Origin of the sequence: Actinotignum vesiculae (genome assembly GCF_051267215.1) — a bacterium.
GTDB lineage: Bacteria > Actinomycetota > Actinomycetes > Actinomycetales > Actinomycetaceae > Actinotignum > Actinotignum schaalii.
Window position 1 is genome coordinate 247,205 of the sequence record NZ_JBOZGG010000001.1, and the last position, 21,017, is coordinate 268,221.

The following is a 21,017-nucleotide window of genomic DNA, read 5'->3' on the forward strand; positions in this document are numbered from 1 at the left end:
CCGCCTACGCTGCTGGCCGGGGCGCAGCCTAGCTATGGGCCGGGCGGCTACAACTTACGCAGGTGAATGCGCTGGACCCGGTGGTCGGCGCCCTTGCAGAGCATAATATCGGCGCGCTCGCGGGTGGGCTGAATATTCTCCAGCAAATTGGGCAGGTTGATGGCGTTCCAGATGTCAAGGGAGCGGGCCCGCAGCTCGGCGTCCGGCATATCCGCAAATTGGTGGAAATAGGCGCCGGGCAGATTAAAAGCGACGTCGCGCAATTTGAAAATACGCGAGAGATACCAGGTTTCCAGATCTTCCGGGGAAGCGTCCACGTAAATCGAGACGTCGAAGAAATCGGAAACGGCGGTGAGGTTCCCGGTGTAGAAAGCGGCATCCGTGGGAGTCACGCGCGCGGGGGCGCCGGGCCGCGAATCAGCTCGCTTGCCGGCCGCGGTGCCGTCCCCGGCATTCCTGTTCGGCCAGCCGGCTGCCAGCAGTGGCGGCTGGAGCACATTGAGCCCTTCCAGGATGAGAATATCCGGGTGGGCCACCACCTGGTGCTGACCGGGCACAATATCGTAAATAACGTGATCGTAGCGGGGCACCTCCACGCGGTCCTCCCCGGATTTGACCCGCCGCAGAAAATCAAGAAGCGCGGCGTGATCATAGGATTCCGGGAAACCCTTGCGGTCCATGAGGCTGCGCTCTTCCAGCACCGCATTGGGGTAGAGGAAGCCATCCGTGGTCACCAGGTCCACGCGGGGTGTGTAGGGCCAGCGCCGAAGCAACTCTTGGAGAAGTCGCGCCGTCGTCGATTTTCCTACCGCAACCGAACCGGCAATACCGATCACAAAAGGCGTGCGCTGTTCGCGCAAACCCAAAAAATCCGAAGTTTTGCGGTGCAGATCGCCGATTTCCTGGGCGTACATTTGCAGCAGCGCGGAGAGCGGGCGGTAAATAGCATCCGCTTCGGCCAGGTCAATCGGGTCGCCCAGGGCTTTCAGGTGCCGCACATCCGTGTGCGTGAGGGGGAGGGGCGCGTTCTTGGCGAGGGCGCTCCATTCGTCGTGCGTGAAGGTGACGAGGTGACGGTTGGACTCCATGGGGCCAGCCTACTAGCTGGGCGGCGGGGTGCGCGGGCGCGGGTATCGCGGCGCAGGTGCGCGGCTCCGCTTGCGGTTCGTGACCGCGCCGGCCCAGCTCCGGGTGCGCGGGCGCGCGTTACCATACCAGTATGTTGCGTACCTATGATGCCGCGACCGTGCGAGCCGCGGAAGAACCCCTGTTGGCGGCCGGCGAGCCGCTCATGGCCCGGGCCGCTCGGGCGCTCGCGAATGCGATTATTTGGGAGCTGCGCCGTCGCTCCATCCGCGTGAGCGGGACCCGCATCGCGATTTTTGCCGGGGCGGGTAATAACGGCGGGGACGCCCTCTACGCCGGTGCATATCTGGCGCGGCGCGGGGCCACCGTGGTGGCGGCGCTTCCGCTGCCTGCTTATCACCGCGCGGGGGCGCAGGCTTTGGAGCGCGCCGGCGGCACCCTCATCCGCGAGGCCAGCGCGGCGCAGGCGGTTGAGCTCGCGCGCCGCAGCGCCGTCTGGGTGGACGGGCTGCTCGGCATCGGGGCGCGTGGGCCGGCGCGCGAACCGCTGGCTTCGTGGCTTGCCGCGCTGGAATCCGAGCGTCTGGCCAGCCCGGTGGAACCGCTCGTGGTCGCGGTGGATACTCCCTCCGGGATCGGGGCGGACGACGGCGCCCTGCCCGGCCCCTACCTCTCCGCCCACCTCACCGTGACCATGGGAGCAGCCAAGGCCGGGCTGGTGCTCGACCCGGCCCGCCGGGCCGCGGGGCGCATCGAGGTGGTGGAGCTCGGCTTCGCCCCTCACCTGGGCGAACCATCCGTGCTGCGCCTGGGTGATTCCGATGTGGCGGACCTGTGGCAGGTCCCCGGCGCGGACGACCACAAATACACCCGCGGCGTGGTGGGGATCGTGTCCGGTTCGGTGCAGTACCCGGGTGCGGGTTTATTAACGACGACGGCCGCTCTCGCGGCGGGACCCGGGATGGTACGTTACCTCGGTGAGAATGAGGTCGCGGAGCTGGTTATCACCGCGCATCCGGAAGTGGTGGCGGCCCCGGGGCGGATCCAGGCCCTCGCGGTTGGTTCGGGCGATCCTCCGGGAGCACCGGCCCTCCTGCACGCCGCGCTTAAAGACGGGTCCCCGGTGGTTGTGGATGCCGGCGCTCTGCCCACCATCGCCGATATGGCGGCGCGGGCGGGCGTGCGGTTCGGCGAGCACGTGGTGCTCACCCCGCACGCCGGGGAAGCCACCCTACTCGCCGCGCAACTGGATCTCCGCGACGGGGATGGCAGGCCTTTTAGCCGCGCGGTGATTGAGTCCTGCCCGGTGGCGGCCGCGCGGGCTCTGGCGGCCCGGTTGGGGGCGACGGTGGTGCTCAAGGGATCCGTTGATGTGGTGGCCAGCCCGAGCGGACAGTGCTACGCCCAGGGCGGGGCGCCGGGCTGGCGCGCCGTGGCCGGGGCTGGCGATGTGCTGGCCGGGCTCATCGGAGCCATGCTCGCTCAGCACGCTGTGGTTGGCGAGCACACGGAGGTTGCGGGGCACACTGAACTCACCGAGCCGGCAGATGGCGCGGGCGGGCCCACCGCAATCGATGCACCCGCTGCGACTGCCTGCCTGGCACCCGGGGCGGCCGCCCGTATTGCGGCCGCTGCCCTGCACGTTCATGCCCGCGCTGCCGCGCTCGCGGCCGGAACACCTTTCGCCGCGCCGGCGCGGGGCGCGCTCGGGGAGCCCGCGCCCGCGCCGGGCCGGCCTATCAGTGCAGCCCAGATCGCCGCGCGCATCCCGGAGGTCATCGGCCAGATTCTGGGCGGCGCGTAGAATACAGGCACGCCCGCGCCGCGGCCCGCGGCCGGCAGCTCGCAGCGCGGCTCGCCCGCAGGTGACCAGCGCGCCGCAGCTCGCCAGTCCCGCCCCGCACTCCTATCCGCGCCTCAACAGGAAGAACACCATGTTTAGCCTTGATCCCGCAGTTTTCACCTCCCGAGCTACCATCAGCCTGGGTGCGCTCGAGCAGAACCTCACCCGGGTACGGGCCCATCTCACGGGCCAGAAAATCATGGCGGTTATCAAAGGTGATGCCTACGGCCACGGGTTGCTTCCCGCCGCGCGCGCATTCGCGCGCGCGGGAGCGGACTACCTGGGGGTTGCCCAAGTTGCCGAAGCGCTCGCGCTGGTCCGGGAATGGGGGGAGCAGCCTACCGAAGGTGAAGCACTAGCCGGCCACCCGGCCCTGCCCCCGGTGTTCTCCTGGATTTACACCCCCGATAGTGATCTCGCCCCAGCACTCGAAGCGGGGATTGAACTCTCGGTGGGGGATACCTGGATGATTGAGGCGGTGGCGCGGGCCGCTCAGGCTACCGGCCACACCGCCCGGGTTCACCTGAGCGTGGATAGCGGCATGACCCGCGAGGGCTTCAACCTGGAAGATATCCCCGCGGCCGCACAACTCCTCGCCACACACCAACAGGCCGGGCGCCTCGAAGTCGTTGGCATCTGGAGCCACCTGGCCTGCGCGGATGACCCGGATAGCGATGCCACCACCAGCCAAATCGCCGTTTTCGACGAAGCCCGCCGCCTCGCCACCCGCGCCAGCCTCACCCCGCGCCTGGCCCACCTTTCCGCCTCCAGCGGGGTGCTCTGGCACCCGGGAGCCCGCTACGATATGGTGCGCCCCGGCATTATCCTCTACGGGCTCAGCCCCGAACCGCGCCGCACCCTCGCCTCCGACCTGGGCCTGCGCCCCGCCATGCGCCTGGAATCCGAGCTTCTCACCACCCGCCAGCTTTCCCACCGCGCCGGCGTTTCTTACGGGCACACGGCCGTTGTTGAGGACGGGGCCGTGCTCGGCGTCGTACCGCTCGGATATGCCGATGGGGTTCCGCGGGCGCTGTCCAATAAGGGCTATGTGACGGTCGGGGAGGGGCCGGCCGCTCAGCGCGCGCCCATCACCGGGCGGGTGTGCATGGATCAGTTTGTGGTGCGCCTGGATGGGCCGCTGCCGGCCGGCACCCCCGTGGTGCTCTTCGGCGACCCGGCCCGCGGGGAAGTGAGCGCCGCGCAATGGGCACTGGCCAGCGGCACGATTTCTTATGAGATTATTACCCGCGTGGCCGCCCGGGTCCCGCGCTTGTACGTGAAGTAGGCACCCGCACGCCCTACGCCCGCGCCCGCGAAGCGACGTAGAATAGCACGGTGACTGAGAAGATCCTTATTGAGGACGCCGAGGCGATGCACGCCGTTGGCTGCGCCCTCGGAAAGCTCCTGCGCGGCGGCGACCTCATCATGCTCAACGGGCCGCTGGGCGCCGGAAAAACCACAATGACCCGCGGAATCGCGGAAGGCATGAACGTGGGCGGGCGCGTCACCTCCCCGACGTTCGTGATCGCCAATGTGCACCGCTCGCGGGCCGGCGGCCCCGACCTCGTCCACGTGGACGCCTACCGCCTCACCTCCCTGGAAGAACTGGACGCCCTGGACCTGGATTCCTCCCTGGAAGAATCCGCCACCGTGGTGGAATGGGGCGAAGGCAAAACCGAGGTCCTCACCAATGACCGCCTCGATATTGATATTGAACGGCCCGTCGGCGCCGCGGCCGGCAGCGATGTGCTCGACCTGTACGTCGATTCGCCCCGCACCCTCAGCCTGCGCGCTTCCGGCCCGCGTTCGCGCCAGCTCGCCGCCGACCTGCTCGCCTCGTACCACCAGGAGAATGCTTCATGAATATTTTGACCATTGATACCAGCGACCTATCCGTGGTGGGCCTGGTCCGCGTGGAACATTTTGGGAACGACGGCGCCGCCGGGCAGATCGCCACTCTGGCCCGCGAGGTGTCCCCGGATTCGCGCCACCACGCTGAAACTCTCACCCCGATGGTCAAGGCAGTCCTGGAAGCAGCCGGGGTGGAACGCGCCGATGCCATCGTGGCGGGAACCGGGCCCGGGGCCTTTACCGGGCTGCGTGCCGGCTTGGTGACCGCCCGCACCCTCGCTTTCGCCTGGGATGTGCCCCTCTACGGCGTTTCCTCCCTGGAAGTGCGGGCCCTGGGCACGCTGCGCGAGGGAGCTACCCGCGCGCTCGCGGTTATCGATGCCCGGCGTAAGGAACTGTATGTGCTGAGCGCAGAAGTAGCACCGGCTGCCCAGAGCGCGGCGCGCGGCGAACTCACCGTCACGGATGGCCCCCGCATTATCCGCCCGGCCGAGGTACCTGCGCTGCGCGGCGAACATACCAGCGTCGTCGTATCCCATGGGGATATGTATCCGGAACTGAGCGGGGCGCGCGTGGTGGAATGCGAACCGGAGCTCATGGTGGCGCGCGCGGGCGCGAAGTTGGCGGCGGGCGAGGCGCTCGATACCGAGCCGCAATATTTGCGCCGCCCCGATATCGCGCAGGGCGTGGCCCAGCCGGCGGGCAGCGGTTACCTCGGCAGCTAGGCGCGCGATGGGGAGTGAGATGCCGCGGCACTGGCGCGATGTGCCGGTGCGGCGCGTGGTGGCCGACCCGTCTTGGGCGCGTGACCTGGCGCGTTTCGATGCCGCGCAATTTGGCGCGCGCGAAGCCTGGCCGCGCGGGGCCTGGGAGCAAGCGCTGCGGGCCAGCAGCGAAGCCTACCTGCTCTACACGGTGGAACCCCCGCGGGAAGTTGCGGAGCGCGGCGGAGCGGCGGCGTTTCCGCGCACTGCCGCTGCGGCCGTGCCGGAAGCCGCCACACCAAACGCTCCTTCTATTAATGCGCTTGACGATCTCCACCCGCCCATCCTGGCGGCCGGCGGGGTGAGCCTGGGAGTGGAAGCCGAAATCCTCACCCTCGCGGTCGCGCAGGCGGTGCGCGGGCAGGGCCTGGGCGGTGCGCTTCTTGACGACCTCATGACCCTGGCGCGCGATGCGGGCGGGGAAACCATGTTCCTGGAGGTCCGCTCGGACGACCCGATTGCCACCGGACTCTATGCTTCGCGCGGCTTTACCGCGGTTGGGCGGCGCCCGGGCTACTATCACGGGCGCGACGCCACGATTATGCGCTGTTCATTAACCGCCGCTTCGGCCTAAACTATCCCTTTGCGGGCTCGCGGGAGAATCCGCCGGCACAGCGTAGTGAAAGCGGAAAGGAAACGGGATGGCGGAATGCAGCGGCGCGGATATGACGGGTAGCGCGGATGCTGTGGATTATGCGGATGCGGCTGGCTGTGAGGATGCCGCGGACGTCGCGGGCTTTGCGGACGATGCGGACGTTGCGGATTTTGCCGGTTTTGAGGTCCACCGGCTGCGCCAACCCCTCCCGATCTGCCCGGAGCTTTTCGGTCTCGCACCCTCCCCGAATATCAGCGCGTGGGTCGGCCCGCACTTGGCGCTCCTCGGCTGGGGCGAATACACGGCGGTAGAAAGCGAGGCTCCGGAGACTCTCGAACGCGCGGCCGCACGCTGGGCGCAGCTGAGCGGCGCGGCACAGCACACCGCACGAACCGCGCGAAATGGGCGAACCGGGCACAGCGAGCGAACTGAGCGAACCAGGCACAACCGCCACACGGATACGAACAAGTACGACGACGCAGAGCTGCCCTGCGCACTCCCGCTCGCCTTCGGATCTTTCGGGTTTCTCCAGGGCGGAATGCTCCTGGTCCCGGAAACCCTCCTGGTTATTACCGAGGAGGCCAGCTGGGTGATCGGGGTGGATTGTGAGGATCTGACTCGGCACTTGGACTCCCTGGACGGGGAGGCGGTGCGCGCGGCGGGCCGCGCCGGATTAGCGAGCATCCCCGGCTGCGGGGCCACACATTCGGAAGGCGGGAGCCTAAGCGAAAGCGAATGGTGCACGGCGGTGGCCACGGTGCGCGATATGCTCCGCGCGGGCCAAGCGGACAAAGTCGTGCTGGCCCGGGATAAAAAACTGCGGGCGCAACGGGATTTCGATCCGCGCCTGCTATGCGCTCACCTGGCGCGCTCCTATCCGAGCTGCTGGATATACGCGGTACGCGGCCTGGTGGGTGCCACGCCCGAGCTTTTGGTTGGCACCCGGGCGGGCGAGTTTTCCTGCCGGGTCCTCGCGGGAACAGCGACAGCGGATGAGGGGGAGGTGCTCCTCGCCTCGGAAAAAGACCGCCGCGAACATGAAATCGCGGTGGCATCGGTGCGCAGCGCGCTTAGTCCCTTAGCGAGCGAACTGGAGATTCCGGAGCAACCGGAGCTGCTCCAGCTCCCGAACGTGTGCCATTTGGCGACCGATGTGCGCGGGCGCAGCGAGCATTCCGCGCTGGGCCTGGCCTTCGCTTTGCATCCCACCGCGGCGGTATGCGGCCAGCCCACCGCCCTAGCCCGCGATATTCTCACCGATGTGGAACATATGGACCGCGGGCGGTATGCCGGCCCTGTCGGCTGGGTGGACGCGGCCGGCAACGGCGAATTCGGGATCGCGTTGCGCGGCGGCCAGATCACCGGAAACCTCATCACGCTCTACGCGGGAGGTGGGATTATGCCGCAATCTGTCCCGGAGGCAGAATTCGCGGAAACCGAAGCGAAAATGCTCCCCATGCTCAGCGCGGTGGCAGAAAGCCGCTAAGCCCCGTACCGTGCCGGGACGCTCAGCTCACGCGGCGCTCAACTCATGCGGTGCTTCGCTCGTGCATCGCGTGAGCTACGCCCCCCAGGGCAGCACTAATCTCCGCTTGCACCTGCGCATCCCGGGCGCGCAGATCCGGAATATCGGTACGCACCTCGACCACCGAGACCCCGCGGATGGGGCGCGCCAGGAGGTCATCGAGCTGATCGAGGCTACGCACCTCCAGATAATCAGCTCCCATTCCGTAGGCAAGGTACTCGATGTCACAGCGCTGCGGCGTCGCAAAATAACGCCCGAAATCCTGTGCGTGCTGCGGCTCACCGTGCTCCAAGCCGGCGAAAATCGAGCCGCCCGCGTCGTTGAGAACAATGACTTGCAGATCCACCTCCGGCTCGTGACTCCCGCGGAGCAGCCCGCCCATATCGTGAAGGAAGGTGAGATCGCCCAGCAGCACCCGCACTGGCTCTCCGGTGGCGGTGGCCAGCCCGCGCGCGCAACTGATGGTGCCGTCAATCCCCGCCAGCCCGCGATTACTGAGAACGCGGAGCGGGCGGGCCGGGGTGCGCGCCGCGCGGTCGAGGATCCGGATAGAAGCCGAAGCCCCCACGAAGAGCAGCGGGGCGCTCTCGGGATGCTCGCTGTGGCTATCCCAGATAGTGCAGGCAATATGCAGGGGGTCAAATGGTGCGCCGGGGGTGCGGGTGGCTAGGCTGCGCCGTCGGCTTATGATCGTGGCGCTACGTTCCTCCGCTGCGCGCCACAACGGTGGAATCGTACCCGTAGTTTCCGGTGCGGGCGGCAGCGCCGGTAGCACGGCGCGAACCGTTCCGAAAGGATCGCAATAGTAACCGCTGCGGTCAGCCACCGCCACAATATTAATATCGGCCCGTTTGAGGAGCTGCGTGACGGGGCGTGAAAGCGTGGGATGCCCGCACAGGAGCACCTGCTCAATACCCTGCATGTGCTGGAGATAGTAAACGTAGTGGCTGAGCGCGGGCCCGTACGCCGCCGGGCTACTCGGCTCAGCCAGCAGTGGCCAGCCCAGCGCCGTGGCGAGCGCCACGATTCCCGCCCCGCTGCCGGTATCATCCCCGGCCACAATAACGGTGCCCAGCTCCCGGTCCAGAACCTCCGGCCAGGGCGCACCCACCGTACCCATAGGGGCCAGCGCGGCAATCCGGCGCGGCGCGGTCCATACCCGCGGGGGAGCGGGAAGCGCGGCAAGATTACCGTCCAAACAAATATTGAGATGCGCGGGGCCGGGGCGCCCGCCCTCACCAAGCGCCCGGGCGGCCGCACGCCACACCTGGTTCGCGACCACCGCGCTCTCCTCCCCGAAGGCCGGAATATCCAGCTGGGCGCGCACCACGGTGGCGAACATTCCGGCCTGCTGGGTGGTTTGATTGGCTCCGGTACCGCGCAGGTAGGCGGGGCGATCCGCGGTCACCGCGAGGAGGGGGAATCCGGTGGCATCGGCTTCCGCGAGGGCCGGGTGAAGATTGGCGACGGCGGTGCCGGACGTGGTGATAATGGCAACCGGGCGGCGCTCCCCGGCGAGCACCTCACCGCGGGCCAGCCCGAGGGCGAAGAAGCCAGCGCTGCGCTCATCGACTCGCACGTGGGTGGTGATCAGCCCGGCGCGTTCAGCTGCCGCTGCCGCGTAGGTGAGGGGCGCATTGCGCGAACCGGGGCAGATGACCATATGGCGCACTCCGGAACCGATCAGCGCCCCGATAATATCGCGGGCATGCACGGCGGTTGCGTCGTCGTTCATCATGCTCATGAGTACCACTCCATCATCTCGCTCAGGCGCCGCTGCCAGCGCGCCGCCAAGTCCGGTGCCGCGCTGAGCTGCGAGGTATCCACGGCGGCCCTCCCGCATTCGATCACGCCCGCGCGAGGCAGCTTCGCTTCGCGCACAATATCGGCGCTCAGGAGCTGAACGGTGGCCAAACCGCAGGCGTAGGGGAGGCGATCAAGGGCCGCAGCCGCGGCCAGCCCGGCCGCGATCCCCACCGAAGTCTCCAGGGCAGAGGACAGCACCACGTCCAATCCGCACTCGCGAGCAACATCAAGCGCGTTCGAGATTCCTCCCAGGGGCGCCACTTTAATAACCGCAATATCGGCAGCTCCCGCGCGGGCCACCGCCAGCGGGTCGCTCGCGCGGCGAATCGATTCATCCGCGGCAATTTTGGGAGCAACCCGGGAGCGCACCCGGGCGAGCTCCGCGATCTCCTTGCAGGGTTGCTCCACGTATTCCAGCCCGGCCAGCCCGCCCGCGCGGGCCGCCGCGTCAAGTTCGGTAATGGCCCGGATGGCGGTATCGGTATCCCAGGCCGCGTTCGCATCCACGCGCACCTTCCCACCCGGCCCGAGGGCCGCCGCCACCGCGGCCACCCGCTCGCAATCCTCACGCAGAGTCGAGCGTGGATCGGCAACTTTCACCTTCGCGGTGGTGCAGCCGGCCGCGCTGCGAACCAACCGGGCCGCGTCCGCAGGCGTGGTGACCGGGATCGTCACATTCACGGGGATATGACTGCGCAGCGGGCGCGGAAAAGGCCGGGTGGACGCCTCAATTCCGGCGCGCAGCCACCGGGCTGATTCCCGCGGGTCATAATCCCAAAACGGGGCGGCCTCACCCCAGCCGGCCGGGCCCTCCAGGAGCAGTCCCTCCCGCACGGTAATCCCCCGGAAGCGGCGCTTGAGCGGAATCGAATAGGCGAGCACCCGGGACAGCTCGGGGAAAGGATTGACTAATTCAGTAAGCATGGCCTCGTTGACAAGTACGCGGTGCGGCACGCGGGCCCGGGCCGCTAGGCCGGGGCTCCGCGCCGCCGAGAGTGTGAAACAGACCCCATACTAGCGCCTGCCGGCTAAACTGTCCCCCATGAGTATGCTTCCTTCGGTTTCAGATACATTCGATCCCGCGCGCTGGCGCACGGTCCCCGGTTTTGAGTTTGAAGATATTACCTACCATCGCGGTATTTCCCGCGGGGAGGTGGATGGTCGGCCCGCGGGGGAGGACCTCCCGGTGGTGCGCATCGCCTTTGACCGCCCCGATGTGCGTAACGCTTTCCGCCCGCTCACCGTGGACGAACTCTATCGGGCATTCGACCACGCGCGCATGAGCTCCGATGTGGCCGCCATTATCCTCACCGGAAACGGCCCCTCCCCGCGCGACGGCGGCTACGCTTTCTGCTCGGGCGGCGACCAGCGGGTGCGCGGGGCGGACGGCTACCAGTACGAAAAGGCCGGCGCGGATTCCAGCGCCGGGGTGGCTCAGCGCCGCGCCCAGATCGACCACGCCCAAGCCAGCCGCATGCACGTGCTCGAACTCCAGCGCCTTATCCGCACCACCCCGAAACCGGTGATCGCGGCGCTCACCGGGTGGGTGACCGGCGGCGGGCATTCCCTCATGGTGGTCTGTGACCTGGCGGTTGCTTCCCGCGAACACGCCCGATTCAAGCAAATCGACGCCAATGTGGGTTCCTTCGACGCCGGTTACGGTAGCGCCCTGCTGGCCCGCCAGGCCGGTGATAAGCGCGCTCGCGAGATTTTCTTCCTCGCCCGCGAATACAGCGCGGACCAGGCCGCGGCCTGGGGCGTTATTAACGAAGCGGTGGCGCACGCGCAGGTGGAAGAAACCGCTCTCGAGTACGCGCGTATTATTGCCACGAAATCGCCGCAAAGCATCCGTATGCTCAAATTTGCTTTTAATATGGTCGACGACGGTATCGCCGGCCAGCAAGTTTTCGCTGGTGAAGCCACCCGTTTGGCCTATATGACGCCGGAAGCCCAGGAAGGCCGGGATGCGTTCCTCGAGCATCGCAGCCCCAATTGGGATCCCTACCCGCGCTACTTCTAAAACAGGCGGGTTGAGGTTCGCGCATGTCCAGTGTTCTTGGCCCGGAGGATATTGAGTTTATTGTTCCTTCCCGGAGCGGTATACGCGCGCTATACGATGCGATAGCGGCGCGGCTGGAGGCACCCGGTCGCCACCGCCCGCTTATGCCGCTGGCATCTTCGGATGGCGTAGCGGCGGATGCGGCGGTTGCTGCGGTCGATGCGGCGGCGGTGGCGGGGCGGATCCGGTGGCGGCCGGATATTGATTTTATTTTGCAAACCTCCGGTTCCACCACGGGGAGGGGACATCTGGTCGGGCTCTCCGCCCGGGCTTTCCTCGCTTCGGAAGCCGCCACCGCAGAATTCTTCGAGGGCCGGGGCCGCTGGGTGCTGGCCCTGCCCGCGCATCACGTGGCCGGGTTCCAGGTGGTGGCGCGCTCCTGCGTGGCCGGTAGCTATCCGGTGGTGCTCCCACCCGGGGTATCGTTACGCGATGATGGCGGCGCGGATATGGTGGATATGCCGGAGGGTGGCTTCCTATCCGTGGTTCCCACCCAGCTCTCCGATATTGTGGAATCCGGCCACGTGGGTACCACGGCCTTGAGGAACTTGCGTGCGATATTGGTGGGCGGGGCGGCGGCTGCGCCGTCGCTCATTATCTGTGCCCGAGCATTGGGGCTCCCGGTGGTGACCACCTACGGCATGACGGAAACCGCGGGTGGCTGCGTTTATAACGGTATTCCGCTGCCCGGGGTGCAGGTGGCCGCCCCCGGTGGGCGGCTGCACTTATCCGGACCAATGCTGGCCGCGGGATATTTGGACGAACCGGAATCTGCGGCTTTTATAACGAGTGGCGGCCAGCGCTGGCATGTGACGAATGATGCCGGGAGCGTTATTGACGGGAGGGTGCAGGTCGCCGGGCGTCTCGATGACGTCATCATTTCCGGTGGGGTGAAGGTGCATGCCCGGCAGGTCAGCGAGGTGCTGTGCAGTTTCCCGGGGGTGCGGCGCGCGGAAGTTCTTCCGGTGGCAGATGCGCGTTGGGGGCAGATCGTGGGAGTAATTCTGGAAGCTGATTTTCCTTTTGCACAGCGCGCGGCGGAGGTCCGTGAGTACGTGCGCGCGCGGCTCGGAAAGGCTGCCGCGCCGCGCCGGGTGGTGCAAGCAGCTATCCCCATGCTGGCCTCCGGGAAAGTGGATCGCCTGCGCGCGCTGGAGATGCTGCGCACTCCCACATGGGAAAAGTGAGGAGTAAGATTGCCGGGCGTGAGTACAACAGTTTTGGGAATCGAAACCTCGTGTGATGAAACGGGGATCGGGATCGTACGCGACGGCGAGCTGCTGGCCGATGTGACCGCCACCTCTATGGACGAATACGCCCGCTACGGCGGCATTATCCCGGAGATTGCCTCGCGTGCTCACCTCCAGCAAATGGTCCCCACCCTGAACGCGGCCCTGGAGAAGGCCGGTGTGGGCCTGGGCGATCTGGATGCGATTGCGGTAACCGCCGGCCCGGGGCTTATCGGTTCGCTGACCGTTGGGGTTTCCGCGGCGAAATCCCTGGCATTGGCGCTGGGTATTCCGCTCTACGGTGTTAATCATATTATTGGGCACCTGGCGGTGGATCAGCTGGCCAGCGGGCCTTTCCCGGAAAGCTTTATTGGCCTGGTGGTTTCCGGTGGACATTCCTCGATTCTGCATGTGCGCGATATTGCTGGGGATGTGACGGAGCTGGGCGGCACCCTGGATGATGCCGCCGGTGAGGCTTTCGATAAAGTGGGGCGCCTCCTCGGCCTGCCCTACCCGGGCGGCCCGCATATTGACCGACTTTCGCGCACCGGCAACCGGGATGCCATTCGTTTCCCGCGCGGCCTGGAAGGCGGGAAAAATAAGGCACGCCACCGCTATGATTTCTCCTTCTCCGGACTGAAAACCGCGGTGGCCCGCTATATTGAGGGCCTGGAGGAACGCGGCGAAGAAGTCAATGTTCCCGATATTGCCGCCGGATTCACCGAAGCTATTACCGATACTCTCACGGATAAAGCCCTGCGGGCCTGCGAAGATAAAGGCTGTGACACCCTGGTGGTGGGCGGGGGCTTCTCCGCGAATTCCCGGCTGCGGGAACTGGCCGCCCAGCGCGGAGCCGAACGCGGGATCAACGTGCGTATCCCGGCGCTGCGCTACTGCACCGATAATGGCGCCATGATTGCTGCCCTCGGCTACAGCGTGGCGGTCAGTGGGCGGGCGCCGTCGTCCCTCGATATTACGGTGGACACGAATATGCCCCTCGATCTGGTAGCTTTTTAAACCTGGGGGCAATGCAGCTCCCATGGCATAACTATCGTTGTGGGAGCTGAATGCCTCTTAATAGTGTTATATCTATACGCGACCTCAGGAAAGAATTTGGGGAACGCGTTGCGGTTAATATCCCCGAGCTTGATATAGCAGCGGGGACCTGCACCGGGATTATCGGTCCGAACGGTGCCGGGAAAACAACGTTGGTGAAACTCGTGGCGGGGCTGCTGACCCCCACTCGGGCCAGCCGCCTCGAAGTTTTGGGCAGCGATCTCGCCCGCACCGAGAAGCACAACAAACAAACGAAACAAAGCGCGCAAGCGCGACAGTCCAAACAAGCCAAGCAGCTCTCGCGCAGTATCGGCTTGGTAACAAACGCCCAGCAGCTCTACGGCACCTTGACGGTGCGGGAAAACCTCGAATACATGGCGCGGCTTTCCCGGATTCCGAAGAAGGAGCGCGCTGAGCTTATCGAGCAAGCCCTGAAAGCTTGTGCGCTGGCGGATCGCCAGCATGACAAAGTCATGACGCTTTCCACCGGCCTCAAACAGCGGGCCAATATCGCGCGGGCTCTGGCAGCCCGGCCCCGGCTCCTGCTCCTGGATGAACCCACCAGCGGGCTGGACCCGGCGGCGGCCCAAGGCGTGTACGATGCGTTGCTCGGCCTGCAAGCCGGTGGGATTTCCATGATCCTGTGCACCCACGTCATGAACGAGATCGACGACCTGTGCCACCGGGTGCTCTTTATGAACGAAGGCCGGATTATTACCGATGCCACCCCGGCGAAAATGAAAGAACTAGCCGGGGAGCGGGTCTACACCATCACCGCGGAAAGCGAAACGCAGGCGCAGGAACTGCGCGCGCGGCTGGCTGAGCGCGGCCTGGACCATACCGGGATGCGCAGATCGGAAAACCAGTTCCTCCTCAGCGTGTACGGCTGCGAGGATGCCCAGCTCATCGATGAGCTCGGGGTACCCTACACCAAAGCGCAGGCCAGCCTCAACGATGCTTTCGTGCTGCTGTCCGGCCAGAAAAGCGAAGGGTAGCCGCCCGTGGGTTCCCTGATTGCGCACGCCGTGTACGGCTCGAAACAACTCTTGCGGCAACCGGGAGCGAAAGTGAAACTGCTCCTGCTTGTCCCCGTGGCTCAGATCCTGCCCTTCTTCCTCATGGGCGGAACTTTCCTGCGCCCGGCCGATACCGAATGGTTCTTCTATACAAACCTGGCCTGGGGGTTCATTGCCTCGTGCGCCCTCCAAGCCCTGGTGTGGACGCAGATGGTTATTTCCTCGGCGCGGCTGGATACCCTGCTGCTCACCGACCGTGGCATTATCCCCTGGATGCTCGGGTTCGCGGGCGGCCTGCAAGCCGTCTACCTGCTCACCACCTGCGTGAGTTCCCTGGTGATCGCCCTGGTGTTGGGTTTCCCGGTGCACGCCCTCACCCTCGGTATCACCCTGGCCACGAGCATCCCGGTCACCATGGCCTGCATGGCTTTTATCCTCGGCTGCGAAGTGAAATGGGGCCGCATCCTCCATATCGCCAACCTCGCCCTGGATGCCCTCATGATCCTCTCCGGGGTGCTCTTCCCGATTGCGGCGCTGGGCGCCTATATCGAGCCCCTCACCGCGGTGCTTCCCACCGCTCACCTCAATGAATTCCTGCGCGGAGCCGGCCTCGAGCACCTCGCGTTCGCGGGCGCGCTCGCCCTGGCCTTCGCGGCCCTGGGATTGTGGTGGGTGCATCACGCCACCCAGCAATACAAAGTGCTGGGCTTGATCGGAGGTGACCGCGGATGATGGCAGCGTTCTTTTACCGCTACGCCCGGGTGCTCGGGCGGAGCCCGTGGGATACCCTGGCCATGTTTGCCCGCCCGCTGCTCAGCGGGGTGCTGCTCGTGGTCTTCGCCGGCACGGTGGCCGGCGGGAACCTGTCCCGCTTCATGGTGGTTTCCGTTTTCGTCTCGAATATCGTGATGAATACGATCCTCGGGGCGGCTTACGAAGCCCGCATGGATCTTGATGAGAGCAAACGTGAATTGGTGGAGCTTGCACCGGGTGGGCTGCGCCGCTACGCCCTCGTCCAGGCCGTCACCCAGTTCGTTATCGCTTTCCTGCAAAGCCTGCTGGTGCTCTGCGTGCTGCTTCCCGCGACGAGCGGCGGTTTCACTCCCACGCTCGGTTTCGCCTGCGGGATGGCGGTGCTCATTGTGGGCGTGCTTGCGTGCGGGGCGCGGGCTGCGCTGCAAAGCGCGCGGGGTGGCTCCTTCGTCAATACGTCCTTCACGATTGGGATTGTGTTGACTTTCTCCGGCGTGTTTTACCCGGTGGATCTGCTTCCGCAGTGGGCACGGATTATTTCTTCCCTCAACCCGGCCACCTACGTGATCGAGAGCATCCGCGGGGCTTTCGTGGATTTCGAGGCGCTCAACCCCTACGGGCTGGCGGTCGCCGCGCTGCTCGCGTGCCTGGTGTGGGTACTGCCTACCACCCTTCGCGTTCGGCGACGATAGCGCGATGCTCGCCGAGGATCCGGGTGAGGATCACGGTGGCGGTGCCGTCCCCGGCGTTCTTGTGTAGCTTGAGTTGTTTGCGGAAGAGCGCCGGGTCAATATCGGTTCCGCGTTTTTTGATTTCGGCCCGCACGACGCCGCGTTTGCGCAGCTCGGCAGCCACGGTTTTGGCGTGCAGCGGGAGCACGTCCAGTATTTTGAAACGGGCGAGGAGCGGGGAGGCGACGGCGTCGCCGCTCAAATACGCCAGCCCGGGCGAAATCGGAGCCAAATCAAAATCGCTACACACCTGGTCGAGGCCGCCCGCGCGCATAAGCGCCGGATCCGGTTCGTACAGGTACGCATCCAGGGGCCGGGCCGGCAGGGAAGCGGCGGACTGGCTCGGATCCCCGCGCCAGGTGCGATAGTAGCCGACCAAGTTCCCGGTGGCGGAAGTGGCGGCGTCGTCGCCCTCCTCGCGCCGGGGCTTTTCGGTGAGGATCGTGGCGCCGCGCCCCGGATCGCGCGTCCCAAACCACGCCACCGCCTCCACGAGGTCCCCGTCCACGCTCACCCAATCGACGAAGGCATCGGCGGGCAAATCCGCCCAGCGAATCCCGGGCCCGAGCTTAATCCCGGTCACCCGGAATTCGCGCGCCAGCGCAATGGCATCGCTGAGCGCCGGCTGCCAGTGCTCGGGATGCGAAATCCGCTTGCCCCGCGCATCGCGCCGCGCCGGGTCGAGCCACAGCCCCTCGCGGCTCTCATAGCTACCGAGCAGGGCGTATCCGTCTGTTGGTACGACGGCGCAACCGGCATTAGCCTGCGCGAAATGAGCGGTAACCGGGTCACGCTCCACTCCCAGGGCGGTCAGGCCGGCGTCGGTGAAGGCCTGGGAATCCGCCCCGATCCCGCAGCCGAAATCGAGCACTTCGCGCACGCCGGCACGTTGGAAGACCGAGGCGTGCTGGCGGGCCACGCTGGCGCGGGTGGATTGCTGGAGGCCGGCGTCGGTGAAGAACATGCGGGTGGCGCGCTCGCCGAATTTGGCGCGGGCGGCATCGCGCAGGCGGGTCTGGGTGAGCAGAGCGGAGCTTTGCTCGGGGGTGAGGCCGCGTTCGCGCAGTTCGGTGGAGAGTTTGAAAGCATCGGCCACGTTATGGGCCGGCATGGTGGCGAGGAGGGCTTGCCCGGCGGGGGAGGTGAGCCAGTGGGCGACGTCGAGCTGTTCCACGCTTCCAAGCCTAGCGTGCCCGGGCGGGCGGGGCCTAACGCGTCTGGGGGAGTGCCTGGCGCGAGCTGCCCGCGCCTGGCACACTATGTGATATGGCTAATATTCCGACATTGACATTGAACGACGGGCACACCATCCCGCAGCTCGGCTTCGGCGTTTTCCTGGTGGAGCCGCAGGAGGCAGAGCGCGTGGTGAGCGAGGCGCTGGCCACCGGCTATCGGCATATTGACACCGCAGCCATTTACGGCAACGAAGCCGAGGTGGGGCGCGCGATTGCGGCCTCCGGTATCCCGCGCGAGGAACTTTTTATCACCACGAAACTGTGGAATGACCGGCAGGCCGATGCCCCGGCCGCGCTGGCGCAATCCCTGGAGAAACTGGGGCTTGATTACGTGGATCTGTATCTCATTCACTGGCCGGCACCGCAGCAGGGGCTGTACGGGGAGGCGTGGAAGGACCTGGTGAGCTTCCGGGAGGCCGGGTTGGTCCGTTCGGTGGGTGTATCCAATTTCCAACCTGCGCATCTCAATCGCATCGTGGCTGATGGCGGCGTCGTACCGGCCGTGAACCAAGTTGAGCTGCACCCGCGTTTCCAGCAACGCGAAGTTTCCCAGTATTGCGCCGCGCGCGATATCAAGATCGAGGCGTGGGGGCCGCTGGGGCAGTCTAAGTACGGGCTTGATGAACTGGAGCCGATTGCGGCCGCGGCCCGCGCGCACGGGAAAACCGCCGCGCAGGTCACGTTGCGCTGGCATCTGCAAAGCGGGCATATTGTTTTCCCGAAAACCACGCACCGGGCGCGTATGGAGGAGAATATCGACCTCTTCGATTTCGAGCTCAGCGCCGCGGAAATGCAGGCGATTGCCGGGCTGGATGCCGGGGAAGCCGGGCGGGTGAGCTCCCATCCCGATGAGGTGAACTAGGCGCGCGAAACGGCGCGAGCGTGGGTGTGGCGCGGTAGGTGTGAGTGCCCGGAGCCCTGCGGACGAGCGCGCGCCGTGCGAGAAACTTCGCTTTTCGCAAATCCTTAGCACTCACCTTGACTGAGTGCTAAGTGCGGCTTACCTTTAATAGCGGACGTAGTTCATGCTACGGCTTGTGCTTAGTGCGGGCCCGGCCCCCGCGACGGCGGGTCCCGGTTCTGAGCGCGTTTGTAGTGCACGAGTTGAGAAGTAAGGAGGAGCCGCATGTCGGTCTCCATTAAGCCGCTTGAGGATCGCGTTGTTATCCGTCAAGCTGAAGCAGAAACGACCACCGCTTCCGGTCTGATCGTTCCCGATACCGCTTCGGAAAAGCCCCAGGAGGGCACCGTTCTGGCGGTGGGCCCGGGCCGTATTGATGACAAGGGCAACCGCGTTCCCATGGATGTCAAAGTGGGGGATGTTGTGGTGTACTCCCGCTACGGTGGCACCGAAGTCAAGTACGGCGGGGATGAATTCATCATCCTCTCCGCGCGTGACGTGCTCGCCGTGGTGGAAAAGTAACATCACCTAGGCAGCGCTAGATAGCGCTAGGCAGCGCCGTTTTTGCGGTAGCTAGTAGCGCCGCGATTCGGCGGCAGCGTAGTACGTGGTGGGGCTGGCTCGTTTGGGCCGGCCCCACCACGTTTTTGCATAACCTTGCGTTCGGCGGCTCTGCCACAACCCGGTGCGCCACCTCTGGTTACAGGCATTTCCACAGATCGTGATCGCCATCGGGAACAGGTCTCATACCCAGGGGAAGACTGAAAACTGGGCGGTACCAATAACCTACTGTCTTGAAACGATGCTTTTCTACCGACGAACGTCAGTGTGAAATACCGACAAATGACGGTGTTGTGGTACTAGAAATAACTGGTTAACTGGAGGCGTATCTGAATGGAGATCTCCGCCCGCGTTTCCGGGCTGGGCAATTCGCCACCAAAGACGGTGGTGCAACGAAAGGAATACAGGGAATGAACGAGGGCGAATGTACGGATCGATTTCAGGAATTTGGGAAGCTATTTTCGACAAGCGCGCGTTCGTTGAAATCGGAGAAGAGGGTGCTAGTTTCCTTGAGGTGCTTCTCGGTTTAGAGGGTGTTGTAGCCGAATGCTTCGGCTAAAAGGACAACCATGGTTCGTGTTTCTCCGGATCCGGATTGGACGCCGGTGCCTTTCCGCCAGTCGTGGAGCGGTCACCTCATCGTTGGCACGCTGACCGCAATAGGTATTGTGATTGCGCTGGCGCTGAGCCGGTTGTTCCTCCCTCATCAGGTGAATTTTTTCGCACTGCTGCTCATCGTGGTGCTGAGCACCGTGGCTGTTGAATTCCTTTCGACCATCCCTCACCTGTGGCAACAGCAAAGGTATCATCATCCCCACCCGGGAGGATGGCTTCCTCCGCTGAGCCGGATTGCGTTCTTCGCAGGGGTCTATTTTCTTGTCACGCTGGCACTGACGTGGAACTCCCGGCAGGCACTCATCTGTGGTGGCCTGGCTACCGCGGTCGCGATCATTGAGGTGATCGGGATACGGCAGTGGAAATCCGGCTTGACCATAGCAGAGGAGAGAGAAGCCACCCTGAAAGCCAAGAAAGCGCTTCAAGAACTCATTATAGAAACCCGCATAGAGCGGCGGGAGATAGCTCGGCGCAGAGCGGCCGAGCGCCACAAGCGGCTCGGCTTACCGGAGGACACCAGTCCGATTATTACGGTCAAGCCGGGCGGCTTCGAATTCCGGCCGCATCGCGTGAACTTTATTGCGCCGCGCGCCGAGCCCGACGGCGCGGAGCAGCCTGATGCGCACTCAGATCCACATTCTCAAGAGGACCGAGGTTAGCTCGGCAGTTAATTGCGGCGTAGCTGGGCTCCCAGCTCTTCGGTGGCGCTTGTGCTTCACAGGTAGAATTGAGGACTGAATTGCTTGGGATTGAGGAAGTGAAAGAACAGTGCTTCAGCTAGTTGAATATGCGTTAGTCGGTTTGGAGCTCATCGTCGCCTTGCTCAGCGTTATTTTCGCGGTTATGAGCCTGATGGGGCACTCCGACATGATTTACTTGGCCATGTTATGTTTAGGGATCTATGCAGTCGCATCTGTGATCACTAAGGGAATCGAGCATTTGGGTAAGAATAAGTAATCTGGTACGGGGATATTTAGCAAGCACGCGGCGGCAAGGCAGAACGACAGAGGAAAACTGTCTGTCGCGCACACTTTGTTTCCCGGCTGAAATGAAGGAAGGGGAGGGCCCGGAAATTCCGGGGCCTCCCCTTTCGCTTGCCCGGGGCGGGATACTGGCCGGTGGGCCAGGATCCCGCGGGCGTTACTTGTTAGCGGGTTGCAAACAGTGCTGTGTTAGCGGCGGACGATGGGGGTATCAACACCATCCCCGTCCCAGTCACCAACCAGCATCTGGTCACCAGCCCGGCCATAATGCAAGGTGATATCAGCGTTCCCGCTCTTGAGCGAGTTCGCCACAAACACCTGGTTACCACGGCGGACCGCGAAGGTATCCTTACCATCGCCATCCCAATCACCAACGAAGATCTGGTCACCGGCCTTGCCGTAGGAGAA

At 65.1% G+C, this 21,017-nt stretch carries 21 protein-coding genes; 16 read left to right on the top strand and 5 right to left on the bottom strand.

Annotated elements, in window-relative coordinates; genetic code table 11:
- Positions 1-47: 47 nt before the first annotated feature.
- On the bottom strand, positions 48-1,088 hold the full coding sequence (gene coaA, locus ACRQHG_RS01120) for a type I pantothenate kinase (RefSeq protein WP_101595389.1): 1,041 nt from the start codon (positions 1,086-1,088) through the stop codon (positions 48-50).
- A 131-nt stretch (positions 1,089-1,219) separates the two neighbouring features.
- Between coaA and ACRQHG_RS01125 the strand changes: the two genes are divergently transcribed.
- The 6 genes from ACRQHG_RS01125 (at position 1,220) to ACRQHG_RS01150 (ending at position 7,625) form a co-directional block, all read left to right on the top strand.
- Positions 1,220-2,890: a bifunctional ADP-dependent NAD(P)H-hydrate dehydratase/NAD(P)H-hydrate epimerase gene (locus ACRQHG_RS01125; RefSeq protein WP_435719360.1), complete on the top strand. Its 1,671-nt coding sequence runs from the start codon at positions 1,220-1,222 to the stop codon at positions 2,888-2,890.
- 130 nt (positions 2,891-3,020) lie between these two features.
- Positions 3,021-4,214, top strand: a complete 1,194-nt coding sequence (gene alr / locus ACRQHG_RS01130; RefSeq protein ID WP_087070547.1) for an alanine racemase — start codon at positions 3,021-3,023, stop codon at positions 4,212-4,214.
- A gap of 50 nt (positions 4,215-4,264) precedes the next feature.
- A complete protein-coding gene (gene tsaE, locus ACRQHG_RS01135; RefSeq protein WP_257960033.1) occupies positions 4,265-4,792 on the top strand; it encodes a tRNA (adenosine(37)-N6)-threonylcarbamoyltransferase complex ATPase subunit type 1 TsaE in 528 nt (175 codons plus the stop codon).
- Positions 4,789-5,505, top strand: a complete 717-nt coding sequence (gene tsaB, locus ACRQHG_RS01140; protein ID WP_087070548.1) for a tRNA (adenosine(37)-N6)-threonylcarbamoyltransferase complex dimerization subunit type 1 TsaB — start codon at positions 4,789-4,791, stop codon at positions 5,503-5,505. Before tsaE ends, tsaB begins: the two co-directional genes overlap by 4 nt.
- A gap of 7 nt (positions 5,506-5,512) precedes the next feature.
- Complete coding sequence (locus ACRQHG_RS01145; protein WP_435719361.1) at positions 5,513-6,118, top strand: GNAT family N-acetyltransferase; 606 nt, start codon at positions 5,513-5,515, stop codon at positions 6,116-6,118.
- Between the two features lie 67 nt (positions 6,119-6,185).
- Positions 6,186-7,625: an isochorismate synthase gene (locus ACRQHG_RS01150; RefSeq protein WP_435710941.1), complete on the top strand. Its 1,440-nt coding sequence runs from the start codon at positions 6,186-6,188 to the stop codon at positions 7,623-7,625.
- A gap of 43 nt (positions 7,626-7,668) precedes the next feature.
- Here ACRQHG_RS01150 and menD read toward each other — a convergent pair whose 3' ends face one another.
- Positions 7,669-9,408 (bottom strand): 2-succinyl-5-enolpyruvyl-6-hydroxy-3-cyclohexene-1-carboxylic-acid synthase, encoded by a 1,740-nt coding sequence (gene menD, locus ACRQHG_RS01155; protein WP_435710939.1) that lies wholly within the window; start codon positions 9,406-9,408, stop codon positions 7,669-7,671.
- The gene (locus ACRQHG_RS01160) at positions 9,405-10,394 is read right to left on the bottom strand and encodes an o-succinylbenzoate synthase (RefSeq protein WP_435710937.1); all 990 of its coding nucleotides are present in this window, start codon (positions 10,392-10,394) and stop codon (positions 9,405-9,407) included. The genes menD and ACRQHG_RS01160 overlap by 4 nt, the downstream gene beginning before the upstream one ends.
- A gap of 118 nt (positions 10,395-10,512) precedes the next feature.
- On the opposite strand from ACRQHG_RS01160, the gene ACRQHG_RS01165 reads away from it, so the two are divergent.
- The 6 genes from ACRQHG_RS01165 to ACRQHG_RS01190 are packed head-to-tail and all read left to right on the top strand — an operon-like array spanning position 10,513 to position 16,275.
- Positions 10,513-11,490 carry a 1,4-dihydroxy-2-naphthoyl-CoA synthase gene (locus tag ACRQHG_RS01165; protein ID WP_284889242.1) on the top strand — a complete coding sequence of 326 codons (978 nt, stop codon included), beginning with the start codon at positions 10,513-10,515 and terminating at the stop codon, positions 11,488-11,490.
- 23 nt (positions 11,491-11,513) lie between these two features.
- Complete coding sequence (locus ACRQHG_RS01170; RefSeq protein WP_435710936.1) at positions 11,514-12,716, top strand: AMP-binding protein; 1,203 nt, start codon at positions 11,514-11,516, stop codon at positions 12,714-12,716.
- An 18-nt stretch (positions 12,717-12,734) separates the two neighbouring features.
- Positions 12,735-13,775 carry a tRNA (adenosine(37)-N6)-threonylcarbamoyltransferase complex transferase subunit TsaD gene (gene tsaD / locus ACRQHG_RS01175; protein ID WP_026428257.1) on the top strand — a complete coding sequence of 347 codons (1,041 nt, stop codon included), beginning with the start codon at positions 12,735-12,737 and terminating at the stop codon, positions 13,773-13,775.
- A gap of 50 nt (positions 13,776-13,825) precedes the next feature.
- Entirely contained in the window at positions 13,826-14,809 is a 984-nt protein-coding gene (locus ACRQHG_RS01180; RefSeq protein ID WP_435710935.1) for an ABC transporter ATP-binding protein, read from the top strand.
- A gap of 6 nt (positions 14,810-14,815) precedes the next feature.
- Positions 14,816-15,562 carry a hypothetical protein gene (locus ACRQHG_RS01185; RefSeq protein ID WP_435710934.1) on the top strand — a complete coding sequence of 249 codons (747 nt, stop codon included), beginning with the start codon at positions 14,816-14,818 and terminating at the stop codon, positions 15,560-15,562.
- Positions 15,559-16,275: an ABC transporter permease gene (locus ACRQHG_RS01190; protein ID WP_435710933.1), complete on the top strand. Its 717-nt coding sequence runs from the start codon at positions 15,559-15,561 to the stop codon at positions 16,273-16,275. Before ACRQHG_RS01185 ends, ACRQHG_RS01190 begins: the two co-directional genes overlap by 4 nt.
- On the opposite strand, the gene ACRQHG_RS01195 is transcribed toward ACRQHG_RS01190, so the two are convergent.
- A complete protein-coding gene (locus tag ACRQHG_RS01195; RefSeq protein WP_435710931.1) occupies positions 16,247-17,488 on the bottom strand; it encodes a THUMP-like domain-containing protein in 1,242 nt (413 codons plus the stop codon). The genes ACRQHG_RS01190 and ACRQHG_RS01195 overlap by 29 nt on opposite strands.
- 92 nt (positions 17,489-17,580) lie before the next feature.
- Between ACRQHG_RS01195 and ACRQHG_RS01200 the strand changes: the two genes are divergently transcribed.
- From ACRQHG_RS01200 to ACRQHG_RS01215, 4 genes are all read left to right on the top strand, one after another.
- Entirely contained in the window at positions 17,581-18,411 is an 831-nt protein-coding gene (locus ACRQHG_RS01200; protein ID WP_087070555.1) for an aldo/keto reductase, read from the top strand.
- A gap of 264 nt (positions 18,412-18,675) precedes the next feature.
- Positions 18,676-18,972, top strand: a complete 297-nt coding sequence (gene groES / locus ACRQHG_RS01205; RefSeq protein ID WP_016443059.1) for a co-chaperone GroES — start codon at positions 18,676-18,678, stop codon at positions 18,970-18,972.
- Positions 18,973-19,435: 463 nt separating this feature from the next.
- Complete coding sequence (locus tag ACRQHG_RS01210) at positions 19,436-19,570, top strand: hypothetical protein (RefSeq protein WP_257960031.1); 135 nt, start codon at positions 19,436-19,438, stop codon at positions 19,568-19,570.
- A 10-nt stretch (positions 19,571-19,580) separates the two neighbouring features.
- Complete coding sequence (locus ACRQHG_RS01215) at positions 19,581-20,285, top strand: hypothetical protein (protein ID WP_143231862.1); 705 nt, start codon at positions 19,581-19,583, stop codon at positions 20,283-20,285.
- A gap of 513 nt (positions 20,286-20,798) precedes the next feature.
- Here the strand turns inward: ACRQHG_RS01215 and ACRQHG_RS01220 are convergent.
- On the bottom strand, positions 20,799-21,017 hold a 219-nt coding region (locus ACRQHG_RS01220; protein ID WP_435719362.1), incomplete at its 5' end, for a hypothetical protein.

Bases quoted from the DNA above. Each gene is read 5' to 3' on its own strand.
- coaA (WP_101595389.1), bottom strand. From the start codon at position 1,088: ATGGAGTCCAACCGTCACCTCGTCACCTTCACGCACGACGAATGGAGC.
- ACRQHG_RS01125 (WP_435719360.1), top strand. From the start codon at position 1,220: ATGTTGCGTACCTATGATGCCGCGACCGTGCGAGCCGCGGAAGAACCC.
- alr (WP_087070547.1), top strand. From the start codon at position 3,021: ATGTTTAGCCTTGATCCCGCAGTTTTCACCTCCCGAGCTACCATCAGC.
- tsaB (WP_087070548.1), top strand. From the start codon at position 4,789: ATGAATATTTTGACCATTGATACCAGCGACCTATCCGTGGTGGGCCTG.
- ACRQHG_RS01145 (WP_435719361.1), top strand. From the start codon at position 5,513: ATGGGGAGTGAGATGCCGCGGCACTGGCGCGATGTGCCGGTGCGGCGC.
- ACRQHG_RS01150 (WP_435710941.1), top strand. From the start codon at position 6,186: ATGGCGGAATGCAGCGGCGCGGATATGACGGGTAGCGCGGATGCTGTG.
- menD (WP_435710939.1), bottom strand. From the start codon at position 9,408: ATGAGCATGATGAACGACGACGCAACCGCCGTGCATGCCCGCGATATT.
- ACRQHG_RS01160 (WP_435710937.1), bottom strand. From the start codon at position 10,394: ATGCTTACTGAATTAGTCAATCCTTTCCCCGAGCTGTCCCGGGTGCTC.
- ACRQHG_RS01165 (WP_284889242.1), top strand. From the start codon at position 10,513: ATGAGTATGCTTCCTTCGGTTTCAGATACATTCGATCCCGCGCGCTGG.
- ACRQHG_RS01170 (WP_435710936.1), top strand. From the start codon at position 11,514: ATGTCCAGTGTTCTTGGCCCGGAGGATATTGAGTTTATTGTTCCTTCC.
- ACRQHG_RS01180 (WP_435710935.1), top strand. From the start codon at position 13,826: ATGCCTCTTAATAGTGTTATATCTATACGCGACCTCAGGAAAGAATTT.
- ACRQHG_RS01190 (WP_435710933.1), top strand. From the start codon at position 15,559: ATGATGGCAGCGTTCTTTTACCGCTACGCCCGGGTGCTCGGGCGGAGC.
- ACRQHG_RS01200 (WP_087070555.1), top strand. From the start codon at position 17,581: ATGGCTAATATTCCGACATTGACATTGAACGACGGGCACACCATCCCG.
- groES (WP_016443059.1), top strand. From the start codon at position 18,676: ATGTCGGTCTCCATTAAGCCGCTTGAGGATCGCGTTGTTATCCGTCAA.
- ACRQHG_RS01210 (WP_257960031.1), top strand. From the start codon at position 19,436: ATGTACGGATCGATTTCAGGAATTTGGGAAGCTATTTTCGACAAGCGC.
- ACRQHG_RS01215 (WP_143231862.1), top strand. From the start codon at position 19,581: ATGGTTCGTGTTTCTCCGGATCCGGATTGGACGCCGGTGCCTTTCCGC.